This is a genomic window from Streptomyces sp. NPDC090445, assembly GCF_044769385.1.
GTDB lineage: Bacteria > Actinomycetota > Actinomycetes > Streptomycetales > Streptomycetaceae > Streptomyces.
The window spans coordinates 149,011-162,459 of the sequence record NZ_JBIVXV010000007.1; the positions used below are offsets into that span (position 1 = coordinate 149,011).

A 13,449-nucleotide genomic window follows, 5' to 3' on the forward strand; every position below is an offset into this window, starting at 1 on the left:
GCCGAGCGGGACTCAGAGCGGGGCCTCCCACACGAGGGTGGTCCCGCCGCCGTGCTCGCCGATCCCGGGGCCGTACGAGCTCGACCCGCCCAGCGACTCGGCCCGTCGGCGCAGGTTGCGCAGCCCGCTGCGGCGCCCGTTCTCGCTGATGCCGATCCCGTCGTCGGCGACCTCCAACCGCACCCCGGGCCGCCCATCGGGCAGCGTGACGGTGGCGTCCACCACCACCTCGATCCGGGACGCCGCCGCGTGCCGGAACGCATTGGACAGGGCCTCGCGCAGCGCGGCGATCAGGTTCTTGCCCACCAGCTCGCCGACGGCCGTGTCCAGCGTGCCGAGGAAGCGGTGCGCGGGCTTGAAGCCGAGCGGCACGGCCGCCATGTTGATCTCCCGCAGGACACGCGTCCGCAGCCCCGAGGGAGCCTCCGCCGGCCCCTGCTGGAGCGCGAAGATCGCGGTGCGGATCTCCTGGATCGTCACGTCGAGCTCGTCCACGGCCTTGCCGACCCCGTCGCGCACCTCCGGGACGTCGGAGCGCCGCCGCGCGCTCTCCAGCATCATCCCGGTGGCGAACAGCCGCTGGATCACCAGGTCGTGCAGGTCCCGGGCGATCCGGTCGCGGTCCTCGAACACCGCGAGCCGCTCCCGGTCGCGCTGCGCCTCGGCCATCATCAGCGCGAGCGCCGCCTGGGAGGCGAACTGCGTGGCCAGGGTCCGCTCGGCCTCGCTGAACGGACGCTCGCCACGGGCCCGCGGGGTGACCAGGGCGCCCAGCACCCGCCCGCCGCTGTGCAGGGGCAGCATCATGCAGGGCCCGTACGGGCTGGTCAACGGGCCGGCCACGCGGGGGTCGGTCGCGGCGTCGTCCACGAAGACCGGCTCTCCCCGCAGCAGCCTGGCCACGATCGGGCTCTCCGCAGGGACGACCAGGCCGAGCGAGGTGGCCGGGGCGTCGGCGGAGACGGCGACGATCTCCATCCCGCCGTCCTCGGTCGGGAGCATCACGATCCCGGCGGAGGAGCCGGCGAGCCGTCGGGCCTGTTCGGCCACCACGGAGAGGGCGTCATCTGCGTCCCCGCCCGACAGCAGGGCCGTGGTGACGGCCACCGAGCCGTCGATCCACCGCTCCCGCTGGGTGGCGGCCTCGTACAGCCGGGCATTGCCGATGGCGATGCCCGCCTCGGTGGCCAGCACCCGGACCATGTGGACGTCGTAGTCGCTGAACTCGCCGCCGCCGTTCTTCTCGGCGAGGTACAGATTCCCGAAGATCTCCCCCTGCACGCGGATGGGGACACCCAGGAAGGTCTTCATCGGAGGGTGGTGCGGCGGAAAGCCCGCCGAGCGGGAGTCCTTCGTCAGATCGGCGAGCCGCACGGTGCCGGCGTGCGAGATCAGCGCTCCGAGCAGTCCCCGCTTGCCGTCCGGGCGGTGCCCGATCCGCTCCGCCACCTCGGCGTCGATGCCGAAGGTGACGAAGTCCGACAGGCCGCCGCCCTCGGTGCCCACGACGCCGATCGCCGCGTACCGGGCATCCGCGAGCTTGGCAGCGGTCTCGCAGATGCGGTCCAGCGTGGAGTGCAGCTCAAGGCCGGTGCCGACCGATCGCATGGCCTCCAGCAGCTGCGGCACCCGGGCGGTGAGCTCGGTGGACAAGCCCTGCAGACTTCGGGTGGCCAGGGTGGCGGCCTCCAGCGGGTCCGAAGCCCGAGGGGCTGGATCCGGCACTTCCGGCGACTGCTGCAACGACATGCTCGTGACCCTAGTTAGTCCGTTTTATCGGGGAAAGTCGGCCAGGGTGCCGTCGGCCGCCGCCTCTCGCTCCAGCATGCGGCGCAGCGGGCCCTCGGCCAGGGAAAGCTCGGCGAAGGCTCCGCGCTGGACGACGGCTCCGCCGTCCAGGACGAGGACCTCGTCCACCGCTTCCAGACCGGCCAGCCGGTGCGTGATCAGCACGGTGGTGCGGCCCTCGGTAGCGGCCAGCAGGTCCGCGGTCAGGGCGTCGGCGGTCGCGAGGTCCAGGTGCTCGGCGGGCTCGTCCAGGACGAGGACGGGGAAGTCCGCGAGGAGTGCACGGGCCAGGGCCAGGCGCTGGCGCTGACCGCCGGAGATCCGCTCACCGTGTTCCCCGACCAGGGTGTCGAGGCCGTCCGGCAGCCCGTCCGCCCACTCCAGCAGCCGAGCCGCGGCCAGGGCCCCGCGCAGCTCCTCCTCGCCCGCCGCGGGACGGGCCAGCCTCAGGTTCTCCCTGACCGAACTGTCGAAGATGTGGGCGTCCTGGGCGCACAGGCCGACGATCCGGCGGACCTCGTCGCCGTCGAGCAGGCGCGCGTCCGTCCCGCCCAGGGTGTACGAGCCCGCGCGCGGGTCCAGAAACCGGAGCAGGACCTGGGCCAGGGTGGACTTGCCCGCGCCGGAGACACCGACGACGGCGGTACGCCGCCCTGCCTCCAGGGTGAGGTCGAGGCCGTGCAGGGCATCGCCCTCCTGGCCGGGGTGCCGGACGGTCAGCCCCGCCAGGCGCAGCGGGAACGGCGAGGCGGGCACCGGAGCGGGCCGCTCCGGCTCAGCCACCGGAGCCGGGGCGTCGATGACCTCGTAGACCCGCTCGGCGCTGCGCCTCACCCGCTGCCGGAACTGCACGGCCTGCGGCAGCCCGGTCACCGCCTCGAAGGCGGCCAGCGGGGTCAGTACCGCCACCGCCATGGCCACCCCCGACAGCCGCCCGTCCTGCACGGCACCGGCGGCGAAGGCCGCGGCAGCCACGACGGTCAGCCCGGACACGAGGACCGACAGTCCGCTGCCGAGCCCGGTGGCGGCCGCGCCCCGCGCGGCGATGGCGGTCAGGGTCCGGTCGCTCTCCCGCACGGCGTCCATGCGCCGTCCGAGGGCGCCGGCGACGGTCAGTTCGGCGGTTCCGGTCAGCAGGTCGGCCGTGCGGGTGGCGAGTTCGCCCCGGGCGGGTGCCAGCCGACGCTCCGCACGGCGGGAGCAGGCCCCGCTGACCAGCGGCACCCCGATTCCCGCGGCCAGCAGCCCGACGGCGAGGGCAGCCCCGGCCTCGGGCAGCAGCCAGGCCGTGAACGCGACCGACCCGCCGCCGACGAGGACTGCGGTGCCCACCGGCAGCAGCCAGCGCAGCCAGTAGTCCTGCAGGGCGTCGGCGTCCGCCACCAGGCGGGCCAGCAGGTCGCCACGCCGCTGCGCGGGCAGGCCGGCGGGCGCGATGCGCTCCAACCGCCGGAAGACGGACACCCGGAGGTCGGACAGCATCCGCAGGACGGCATCGTGGGACACCAGCCGCTCCGCGTACCGGAACACCGCCCGCCCGATCCCGAACGTGCGGGTGGCTGTGACGGCCACCATCAGATAGAGCACGGGGGGCTGCTGGGAGGCCCGGGAGATCAGCCATCCCGAGACGGCCATCAATCCGACGCTGCACCCGACGGCCAGCGCCCCCAGCAGCAGTCCGAGCCTGAACCGGCCCTGCCAGGCCTTGGCCACGCCCCTGACCCGGCGCAGCGGATCCCGCCCGGCGGATTCGCCCCAGCCGGCGCCGGCCGACGTCTTCTGCGGGGCGGTATCCGCGGACTCCGGGGTCCGCGACTCCGGCACCCGGCTCTCCGGAACCCGCCCGTCAAGGATCCGATCCTCCGAAACCCGACCTTCCGAAACCCGGCCTTCCGGCATCGGGTGCGCCGTGGCCGCGGGTGCGCCCTCCGGTCCGGTGCCGACCTCCACCACCCGGTCTGCGAGGGCGAGGAGCGCCGGCCGGTGCACGACCAGCAGCACGGTCCGCCCCACCGCAAGGCGTCGCACCGCCTCGACCACCCCGGCCTCGGTCTCGCCGTCCAGCGCTGCCGTCGGCTCGTCCAGCAGCAGCACGGGCCGGTCCGACAGGAAGGCGCGCGCCAGCGCGATCCGCTGGCGCTGCCCGGCGGACAGCCCGGCTCCACCCTCGCCGAGCACCGTCTCGATGCCGCGCGGCAGTGCCTCCACGAACTCCCCCGCCCCGGCGTCGTCCAAAGCCGCCGCCACGGCGTCGTCGGAGGCGTCCGGCCGGGCCAGGCGCACGTTCTCCGCGAGCGTTCCCGCGAACAGGTGCGGCCGCTGCGGCACCCACGCGATCCGCTCCCTCCACTGCTCCGGCGCGAGCCCGGCCAGGTCCGCGCCGCCTATCCGCACCCGGCCCGCGGTCGGTGCCGTGAACCCCAGCAACACGTGGAGCAGGGTGGACTTGCCGGCCCCGCTGGGGCCGGTGAGAGCCACGCACTCGCCGGGCCCGACGGTGAACGAGACCGGCCCGGGCGAGTCCTCGCCCCGCCCGGGGTGCCGTACGGACACCCCGTCGACCTCGATCCGCAGTCCGGCGGGTTCCGCGCCGGGCACGCCGACACCGGAGGTGCCGACCGCCGCGGCCGGCGTCTGAAGGACCTCGAAGACCTCCTCCGCCGCCGCCAGCCCCTCCGCGGCCGCGTGGTACTGGGCCCCGACCTGCCGCAGCGGCAGATACGCCTCGGGCGCCAGGATCAGGACGACCAGGCCGGTGTAGAGGTCGAGTTCCCCGTGGACCAGCCGCATGCCGATGGTCACGGCGACCAGCGCCACCGACAGTGTCGCCAGCAGCTCCAGCGCGAAGGACGACAGGAACGCGATGCGCAGGGTGCGCATCGTCGCCCGCCGGTAGTCCTCGGTGATCCTGCGGATGGACTCGGCCTGCGCCTTGGCCCGGCCGAAGACCTTCAGCGTCGGCAGGCCCGCCACGACGTCGAGGAAGTGCCCCGACAGCCGGGACAGCAGCCGCCACTGGCGGTTCATCCGCGTCTGGGTGGCCATACCGATCAACACCATGAACAGGGGGATGAGCGGCAGCGTGACCACGATGATGGCCGCCGACACCCAGTCCTCGGTGACGATCCGGGCGAGGACCGCGACCGGCACGGCCACGGCCAGCCCCAACTGGGGCAGGTAGCGGGCGAAGTAGTCGTCGAGGGCGTCCACGCCCCGGGTGGCGAGCGCCACCAGCGACCCCGTCCGCTGCCCGCTCAGCCAGCCCGGCCCGAGACCGGTGGCCCGGTGCAGGAGCCGGGCCCGCAGTTCCGACTTGACCGACGCGGCCGCCCGGTGGGCGGCGAGCTCGGTGAGCCACGCGAGCAGGCCGCGCCCCACCGCCACGGCCGCCAGGAGCAGCAGCGGCGTACGCAGCTGCCCGCTGTCGAGCCCCTCCTCGAAGGTGCCGACCACGATCTCGGCGATGAGCATCGCCTGACCGATGACCAGCCCCGCCCCGGCACATCCGAGGGCCACCACCGCCGCCAGGAAGAGGCGGGTGGAGCGGGCGTACCGCAGCAGGCGCGGGTCGATCGGTTTCACGTGAAACATCCCCCGGATCAGGGTCGGTACAGATCAGGGTCGGTACAGGTCAGGTCAGTGCGCGTCGGCGATGTGCTGCGTGCCGATCCGCTTGCGGAACACCCAGTACGTCCAGCCCTGGTAGAGCAGGACAACCGGGGTGGCCACGGCCGCGCACCAGGTCATGATCTTCAGGGTGTACGGGCTGGACGAGGCGTTGGTGACCGTGAGGCTCCAGGCGTCGTTCAGCGAGGACGGCATGACGTTCGGGAACAGCGTGAGGAACAGCATCGCGACGACAGCCGCGATGGTGACCCCGGACAGGGCGAACGACCAGCCCTCACGGCCTGCGAGGTTGCAGCCGAGGGCGCCGGTCAGGGCCGTCACCGCGACGATCAGCGCGACCAGGCTCCAGCTGTCGCCGCGCGAGAGCTGGGTCCATCCCAGGAACACGACGGCGAGTACGGCGGTGACCACACCCAGCCGGGTTGCCAGTGCCCGTGCACGGTCCCGGATCTCACCGACCGTCTTGAGGGCGGTGAACACCGCGCCGTGGAAGGTGAACAGGGTGAGGGTGACGAGGCCGCCGAGGATCGCGTGGACGTTGAACAGGTCGAAGAGGGTGCCGACGTACTCCTTGTTCTCGTCGATCTTCACGCCCCGGGCGATGTTGGCGAACGCCACGCCCCACAGGAACGCGGGAATCAGCGAGGTCCAGAAGATCGCGTGTTCCCAGTTGGTCTGCCACCGGTCCTCGTCCCGCTTGTGCCGGTACTCGAAGGCGACGCCTCGGATGATCAGGCAGACCAGGATGAGCAGCAGCGGCAGGTAGAAACCGGAGAACAGGGTGGCGTACCAGTCGGGGAAAGCGGCGAAGGTCGCACCGCCCGCGGTGAGCAGCCAGACCTCGTTGCCGTCCCACACGGGCCCGATCGTATTGATCAGGACCCGCTTCTCCTTGCGGTCGCGGGCGAGCAGCTTGGTCAGGACGCCGACCCCGAAGTCGAAGCCCTCCAGGAAGAAGTAGCCGGTCCACAGGACGGCGATGAGCACGAACCAGACGTCGTGGAGTTGCATGGTGTGGTCCCCTCAGCCTCAGTACGAGAAGGCCATCGGCCGGTCGGAGGAGTCGTGTCCGCCGATCTTGGTCGGCGGGTTGAGGTCAGCCTCGGTGAGCTCGGGCGGGCCGGCCTTGACGTACTTGACCAGCAGCTTGACCTCGATCACGGCGAGTACGGCGTACAGGGCGGTGAAGACGAGCATCGAGGTGAGGACCTCGGCCTGGGAGACTCCGGGCGAGACCGCGTCCCTGGTCCGCAGGACTCCGTAGACGACCCACGGCTGGCGGCCCATCTCGGTGAAGATCCAGCCCCAGGAGTTGGCGATCAGCGGGAAGCCGAGCGTCCAGACGGCGGCCAGCCAGTACAGCCGGGTCAGACGCGGGCTGAGGGCCTTGGTGAACAGGACCAGGTGCGGCCGTTCGTCCTCACCGGTCCGCAGGGCCGGCGGCAGCAGGAACTTCCTCCGGGTCAGCCACAGGCCGACGGCACCGATGCCGAGCGAGGCCATGCCGAAGCCGATCATCCAGCGGAAGCCCCAGTACGCGACGGGGATGTTGGGCCGGTAGTCGCCGGGACCGTACTTCTCCTGCTCGGACTTGTTGACGTCGTTGATGCCGGGCACGAACGAGTCGAAGTTGTTGTCGGCCAGGAAGGACAGCAGGCCGGGCACCTCGATCGCGACCTTGTTGTGGCCCTTGTCGACGTCGCCGTAGGCGAAGACGGAGAACGGGGCGCTCTCCTCGCCGTCCCACAGCGCCTCGGCGGCGGCCATCTTCATCGGCTGCTGCTTGAACATGACCTTGGCGAGGGTGTCGCCGCTGACCGCGACGAGCGCGCCGCCGACGACGACGGCGACCAGGCCGAGCCTCAGCGAGGTGCGCATCACCGGGATGTGCTTCTTGCGCAGCAGGTGGAAGGCGGCGATGCCCACCATGAAGGCCCCGCCCGTCAGGAGCGCCGCGGTCAGGGTGTGGAAGACCTGCGCCAGGGTGGTGTTCTGCGTCAGGACGAGCCAGAAGTCGGTCAGCTCGGCGCGACCGGCCTCCTTGTTGATGCGGTAGCCCACCGGGTGCTGCATCCACGAGTTCGCCGCGAGGATGAAGTACGCGGACAGCACGGTGCCGAGGGACACCATCCATATGCAGGCGAGGTGGATCTTCTTCGGCAGCTTGTCCCAGCCGAAGATCCACAGGCCGATGAAGGTGGATTCGAAGAAGAAGGCGATGAGCGCCTCGAAGGCCAGCGGGGCACCGAAGACGTCGCCGACGAACCGCGAGTAGTCGGACCAGTTCATGCCGAACTGGAACTCCTGGACGATGCCGGTGACGACGCCCATCGCAATATTGATCAGGAAGAGCTTGCCCCAGAACTTCGTGGCCTTGAGGTACTTCTCCTTTTCGGTGCGCACCCACGCGGTCTGCAAGATCGCGACCAGTGCGGCGAGGGAGATCGTGAGGGGGACGAAGAGGAAGTGGTAGACGGTCGTGATGCCGAACTGCCAGCGCGCCAGTGTTTCCGGCGCCAAAGCTACGTCCACGTCGTCATCTCCTTCGGGTCGCCGTGGTCATGGCCGAAGTCAGCCCGCCGCGTTCCGCCCATGACGGGCGAAAACAGGCGCGCTTGTGAACGCGTTCACATTCACAAGCATTATTGCGCACCACTTCTGACGACTTTCAGCCGGGGTCCCCCATGGTCAAAACTTTCAACAAATTGTTGAATGACGCCCATGGAGATTCGCGTCTCCTGGCCCGCGGGCCACCTCACCGCGACCCTCGACGAGACCCCGCCCGGCACGGCGCCGGCCGAGGCCCTCCCGATCTCCGCCTCCGCCCACACCTGGGGCGAGGAGGTCTACTTCGACACCGGCGTGTCCGTGGCCCTGGAGCCCGACGCCCGCCAGGTCGTCGATCCGGGCACGGTCGCGTTCCGGACCGAGGGCGGCGCCTTCGCGCTCCGCGACGGCGAACCGGTCCGGGTGGAACGGGTGTGGCGCTCGCGCGAGCGCCACACCCCTCCCGGCACTGAGCACTACATCTCCTTGAGGAACGCCTCCGCCGTGTGCAGGAAGATGTCGTTCGCCTCGCACTCACCGATCGTGATCCGCAGGCCCTCGCCCGGGAAGGGCCGGACCACCACACCGGCCTTCTCGCAGGCCGCGGCGAACTCGAGGGTCCGCTCGCCCAGCCGCATCCACACGAAGTTCGCCTGCGTGTCCGGCACGACCGTCCAGCCCTGGCCGAGCAGCCCCTCGTGGACCCGGGTGCGCTCGGCGACCAGCGAGCCGACGCGGCCCATCAGCTCGTCCTCGGCGCGCAGCGAGGCGACCGCCGCATCCTGGGCCAGCTGGCTCACACCGAAGGGCACCGCCGTCTTGCGCAGCGCCGCGGCAACCGGCTCGTGTGCCACCGCAAAGCCGATGCGCAGACCGGCCAGGCCGTAGGCCTTGGAGAAGGTGCGCAGCACGCAGACGTTCGGACGGTCGCGGTAGAGCTCGATGCCGTCCGGCACCTCGGGGTCGCGGACGAACTCGCGGTACGCCTCGTCGAGGACCACCAGGATGTCCGAGGGCACGCGCTCCAGGAAGCGCTCCAGCTCGGCGCGGCGCACCGCGGTCCCGGTGGGGTTGTTGGGGTTGCAGACGAAGATCAGACGGGTCCGGTCGGTGATCGCGTCGTACATCGCATCGAGGTCGTGCACGTCGCCCGGGGTCAGCGGGACCTGTACGGACTTCGCCCCCGCAATCTGCGTGATGATCGGGTAGGCCTCGAAGGAGCGCCAGGCGTAGATCACCTCGTCGCCGGCGCCCGCCGTCGACTGGACCAGCTGCTGGGCCACGCCCACCGAGCCCGTGCCGGTGGCGATGTGGTCGGCCGGGACGCCGTACCGCTCCGCGAGCTCGTTCACGAGGTCGGTGCAGGCCAGGTCCGGGTAGCGGTTGAACCGGCCGGCGGCCGCCACCGCGGTCTCGAGCACGCCGGGCAGCGGCGGGTACGGGTTCTCGTTCGAGGACAGCTTGTACGCGACGGAACCGCCCGCGGCGGCGGGCTTGCCCGGCTTGTAGACGGGGATGCCGTCCAGCTCGGCGCGCAGCTTAGGGGTCTTCTCGCTCACCGCAGGTCCTCCTAGACCATCCCGTCGGACGTCGCCGTCGACTCAATACTGCTCACCTTAAGAGGATTCCGCCCCGGCGAAAATGGCAGCGCCTGGATTGCGGGGGAGCGCACGCATATATGCGCGCGCCGGTGGCCCGCGCCCTGGCGCGCATCCCTCGTACAGGTGAGTTGGGAACGCCCCAGGACCGTGTCGTTTTGGCATGCTCGTACCCGACGACAAAGGGCCCATTCACTCCCGACCCTCAAATGCCTTCATTTCCAAGGTCATTGGGGGTGGCGAACCATGCAGAAACGTGCCTGTCAACGCGTGCATATGCACCCAGGTCGCCCTCCCCACCGAGCCCTACTATCGGCTCGCCATGACAGCAGCAGGGAAGCATCAGGTGAGCCGGACCGAGACCACCCGGCGGGCCGCCGGCCGGCAGGGCCGGGCCGGCATCAGGGACGTGGCCGCCGCGGCGGGCGTCTCGATCACGACAGTCTCCGACGCGCTCAACGGCAAGGGGCGACTGCCCGATGCCACCCGCCGCCACGTCCGCGAGGTCGCCGACCGGCTGGGGTACCGCCCCTCCGCCGCAGCCCGCACCCTCCGTACCGGCAAATCGGGCCTCATCGGGCTGACCGTGACCACGTACGGGGATGAACCTTTCACCTTCACCGAGTTCGCGTACTTCGCCGAGATGGCGAGAGCCGCCACCTCGGCCGCGCTCGCCCGCGGCTACGCCCTCGTCATCCTCCCGGCCACCTCCCGGCACGACGTGTGGTCCAACGTCGCACTCGACGGCACCGTCGTGATCGACCCCTCCGACCACGACCCCGTCGTCACCGAGCTGGTCCGCCAGGGCCTGCCCGTGGTCTCCGACGGACGCCCCGCCGGCTCCCTCCCGGTCACCGCCTGGGTCGACAACGACCACGAGGCGGCCGTGCTCAACCTGCTGGACCACCTCGCCGCCGCCGGAGCCCGCCGCATCGGGCTGCTGACCGGCACGACCACGGACACGTACACCCACCTGTCCACCACCGCGTACCTCGACTGGTGCAAGCGCGTCGGCCAGGACCCCGTCTACGAGTCCTACCCGGCCCACGACCCGTGCGCGGGTGCGGTCGCCGCCGACCGCCTCCTCGCCCGGCCCGACCGGCCGGACGCCGTCTACGGGCTGTTCGACCCGAACGGCACCGACCTGCTCGCCGCGGCGCGCCGCTACGGCCTGCGCGTTCCCGAGGACCTGCTGCTCGTCTGCTGCAGCGAGTCCACCGTGTACGCCAACACCGAGCCGCCGATCACCACGCTCTCCCTCAAACCGCGCCGCATCGGCACCGCCGTCGTGCAGTTGCTCATCGACGCCATCGAGGGGGTCGACACCGGGCGCACCGTCGAACAGGTCGTCCCGACCGAGCTGATCGTCCGGACTTCCTCGCAGCGCAGGAGGCCCCGTACGACGATCAGCCCGCCGCGGTCACCGGCGCAGGACTGACCGTTACACCGCCGTACCGGCGGGGCCGGTGGTCCCGCCGGAAAGATCGGCAACGCCTATTTCGGGATAAAGCGGCAGGAACGATTGGTTCCGCACAGGATTCACCACCCCTGGTGCGTCACACAGCGCGAGCCGCATTCCTATGATGGGCGCACGACATCACGGATCCTCCGAGCCGGAGGGCGGGAGGATCCGCAGGTGTACGGCAGCGCGACGGTGGTGGAGGGGTCGATGACTCAGGGGGCCGGTCAGGGACCCGCGATGCGGACGGAGACGCTGCGGGACTTCCGGGTGCCGGTCACCGAACCCCATCCGTACGGCGGGCCCGCGCGATTTCCCGAAGAGGCCCCGGTCTACGGCGAGTACCCCGCGTACTACGGCGAGCCCGCGCCCGCCCCCGGAGCGGTTCCGCCGCCCCCCGGGCCGGTACCTCCGGTCCCGCCCGCGCCGCCGGTCCCGCACGTCCCGCCGGTCCCGCACGTCCCGCCGCAGCCGGGCGGGGGCATGCCGCCCGCGGACGACGGCATGGACGGCTACACCCCGACCCAGCGCGACCTCCCGGTCATCCGCCCCGGCGATCTCGGCGGCCCCGGTGACACTGTCCAGGTGCACTACGTCCCCCAGCAGGCGCCGAGCGGCCCCGGCCCGCTCTACGTCGTCGGCGACGTGCACGGCTACCTCGACGAGCTCGTCGCGGAGCTCCAGGCCCAGGGCATCATCGACGCCGACCTGCGCTGGTCCGCGGGGAACGCCCGCATCTGGTTCCTCGGCGACTTCACCGACCGGGGCCCCGACGGCATCGGCGTGATCGACCTCGTCATGCGGCTGTCCGCCGAGGCAGCCGCCGCCGGCGGCTACTGCAAGGCCCTCATGGGCAACCACGAGCTGCTGCTCATCGGCGCCAAGCGGTTCGGCGACACACCCGTCCAGTCGGGCGCAGGCACTGCCACCTTCCAGGCGGCCTGGCTGCTCAACGGCGGCCAGCGCACCGACATGGAGCGGCTGGAGGACGTACACCTGCAGTGGATGTCGCGCCTGGACGCGGCCGTGCTGGAGGACGGGCACCTGCTGCTGCACTCCGACACCACTGCCTACCTCGACTACGGCGACTCCATCGAGGACGTCAACGACACCATCCACGAGTTGCTCAACCGCAACGACGCGGACATCACCTGGGACCTGTTCCGCAAGTTCACCAAGCGGTTCGCCTTCCGCGACGAGGAGACCGGCCCGCAGGCCGTGCGCGAACTCCTCGACACCTACGGCGGCAGCCGCGTCGTGCACGGCCACAGCCCCATCCCGTACCTGCTCGGCGAGGTGGGCACCGAGGACGGCGACGGCACCGGCGGCCCGGAGCTCGTCGACGGGCCCCACGTGTACGCGGGCGGCCTCGCCATCGCGATGGACGGCGGCGTGACGATGGCGGGCAAGCTGCTGGTCGTGCAACTCCCCCTGAACGGCTGATGCTTGTCAGAAGGGGGGTATTTCGGGAAAGCCCCTGTCACGGCGCGGCATGAGCCATCTACCATCGCTCTATCCGTAGCAGGCTCTCCTCCGTTTGTGCCGGTGCCCGGGTCTACGCGGGCAAACCGGCCCCCACGGAGCATCGGGGGATGCACATGAACAGCGCTCCGCACCTGCTGACCGAAGACCGGCCGGAGTTCGACCGACTCCTCGACGAGGCGCTGCGCACCGCACGCGAACGGCCCGGACTCGACGGGCTTGGCGAACGGCTGAACGCCGAACAACTGCGCATCATGGCCGTCGGGGCCAGCGCACTGCTGACCGCCGCGGCCGCGGCCGAGTACGACCACTACGTGAAGGTGCGCGGCGCGCAGCGCGAGGAGATCCGCTCCACCCCGCGGGCGGACTACCGGGACGGCGGACGGGAGGAGAGCGACGGGGCGGGCATCACCGCCATGGTCGCGGTCCTCGCCCCGGTCCTGGCGGCCACCGCCATGGTGATCTTCCTGCTGGTGGGCTACATCCTGAAGGCCGTCGAGCCCGAGCCCTCCTTCGCCGACACGATGCTGACGGCGGGCTGGCTGTTCGGCGCCCTGACCGCCGTCACGCTCTTCGGCGCGGTGGTCGCGCTGCTGGTGACGGCCGTGCGCAACCGGGCGACCGAGGTGGTGGCCGGGGACGAGTCCGAGGCCGGACCCGACGAGGTCGCGCTCGCGCGCGAGGCGTGGCGGAGCGCCCTGCTGGAGCAGGGCATCCTGCCGTTCCTGCGCGAGGCCCTGGCGGACCCGGCCGCGGAAGCGGCGCAACCGGCCCCGCACACGCCGAAGGCCGGGCGCATCCCCAACCTGGGATACACCCGGCCCGACTTCACCAGTCCCGGACCCCATTCACAGGGGACCCGGCCCGGCTACACGCCACCGGACTTCACCGGACCCGACTTCGGCAGCCCGGGGCACGGATCGCACTGACGCCGGTCGGCAGCGGCTC

At 71.4% G+C, this 13,449-nt stretch carries 8 protein-coding genes and 1 pseudogene; 4 read left to right on the forward strand and 5 right to left on the reverse strand.

Annotation, left to right across the window (positions count from 1 at the left end):
• Positions 1 to 12: 12 nt before the first annotated feature.
• The 4 genes from ACIQUT_RS17550 to ACIQUT_RS17565 are packed head-to-tail and all read right to left on the reverse strand — an operon-like array spanning position 13 to position 7,947.
• Entirely contained in the window at positions 13 to 1,749 is a 1,737-nt protein-coding gene (locus ACIQUT_RS17550) for a GAF domain-containing sensor histidine kinase (RefSeq protein WP_403563793.1), read from the reverse strand.
• Between the two features lie 24 nt (positions 1,750 to 1,773).
• Entirely contained in the window at positions 1,774 to 5,379 is a 3,606-nt protein-coding gene (cydD, locus tag ACIQUT_RS17555; RefSeq protein ID WP_403563794.1) for a thiol reductant ABC exporter subunit CydD, read from the reverse strand.
• A gap of 45 nt (positions 5,380 to 5,424) precedes the next feature.
• Positions 5,425 to 6,426, reverse strand: coding sequence for a cytochrome d ubiquinol oxidase subunit II (gene cydB / locus ACIQUT_RS17560; RefSeq protein ID WP_403563795.1), 1,002 nt, complete (start codon positions 6,424 to 6,426; stop codon positions 5,425 to 5,427).
• An 18-nt stretch (positions 6,427 to 6,444) separates the two neighbouring features.
• A complete protein-coding gene (locus tag ACIQUT_RS17565) occupies positions 6,445 to 7,947 on the reverse strand; it encodes a cytochrome ubiquinol oxidase subunit I (RefSeq protein WP_403563796.1) in 1,503 nt (500 codons plus the stop codon).
• Positions 7,948 to 8,136: 189 nt separating this feature from the next.
• Between ACIQUT_RS17565 and ACIQUT_RS17570 the strand changes: the two are divergent.
• Positions 8,137 to 8,394: pseudogene (locus ACIQUT_RS17570) on the forward strand (cyclophilin-like family protein); the annotation flags it as partial.
• A gap of 44 nt (positions 8,395 to 8,438) precedes the next feature.
• Here ACIQUT_RS17570 and hisC read toward each other — a convergent pair.
• Positions 8,439 to 9,521 carry a histidinol-phosphate transaminase gene (hisC, locus tag ACIQUT_RS17575; RefSeq protein WP_403563797.1) on the reverse strand — a complete coding sequence of 361 codons (1,083 nt, stop codon included), beginning with the start codon at positions 9,519 to 9,521 and terminating at the stop codon, positions 8,439 to 8,441.
• Between the two features lie 361 nt (positions 9,522 to 9,882).
• On the opposite strand from hisC, the gene ACIQUT_RS17580 reads away from it, so the two are divergent.
• From ACIQUT_RS17580 to ACIQUT_RS17590, 3 genes are all read left to right on the forward strand, one after another.
• Entirely contained in the window at positions 9,883 to 10,998 is a 1,116-nt protein-coding gene (locus ACIQUT_RS17580; RefSeq protein WP_403563798.1) for a LacI family DNA-binding transcriptional regulator, read from the forward strand.
• Between the two features lie 216 nt (positions 10,999 to 11,214).
• Positions 11,215 to 12,462, forward strand: a complete 1,248-nt coding sequence (locus ACIQUT_RS17585; RefSeq protein WP_403563975.1) for a metallophosphoesterase — start codon at positions 11,215 to 11,217, stop codon at positions 12,460 to 12,462.
• Between the two features lie 149 nt (positions 12,463 to 12,611).
• The gene (locus tag ACIQUT_RS17590) at positions 12,612 to 13,430 is read left to right on the forward strand and encodes a hypothetical protein (protein ID WP_403563799.1); all 819 of its coding nucleotides are present in this window, start codon (positions 12,612 to 12,614) and stop codon (positions 13,428 to 13,430) included.
• Positions 13,431 to 13,449 lie beyond the last annotated feature (19 nt).

Bases quoted from the DNA above. Each gene is read 5' to 3' on its own strand.
- ACIQUT_RS17550 (WP_403563793.1), bottom strand. From the start codon at position 1,749: ATGTCGTTGCAGCAGTCGCCGGAAGTGCCGGATCCAGCCCCTCGGGCT.
- cydD (WP_403563794.1), bottom strand. From the start codon at position 5,379: ATGTTTCACGTGAAACCGATCGACCCGCGCCTGCTGCGGTACGCCCGC.
- cydB (WP_403563795.1), bottom strand. From the start codon at position 6,426: ATGCAACTCCACGACGTCTGGTTCGTGCTCATCGCCGTCCTGTGGACC.
- ACIQUT_RS17580 (WP_403563798.1), top strand. From the start codon at position 9,883: ATGACAGCAGCAGGGAAGCATCAGGTGAGCCGGACCGAGACCACCCGG.
- ACIQUT_RS17590 (WP_403563799.1), top strand. From the start codon at position 12,612: ATGCACATGAACAGCGCTCCGCACCTGCTGACCGAAGACCGGCCGGAG.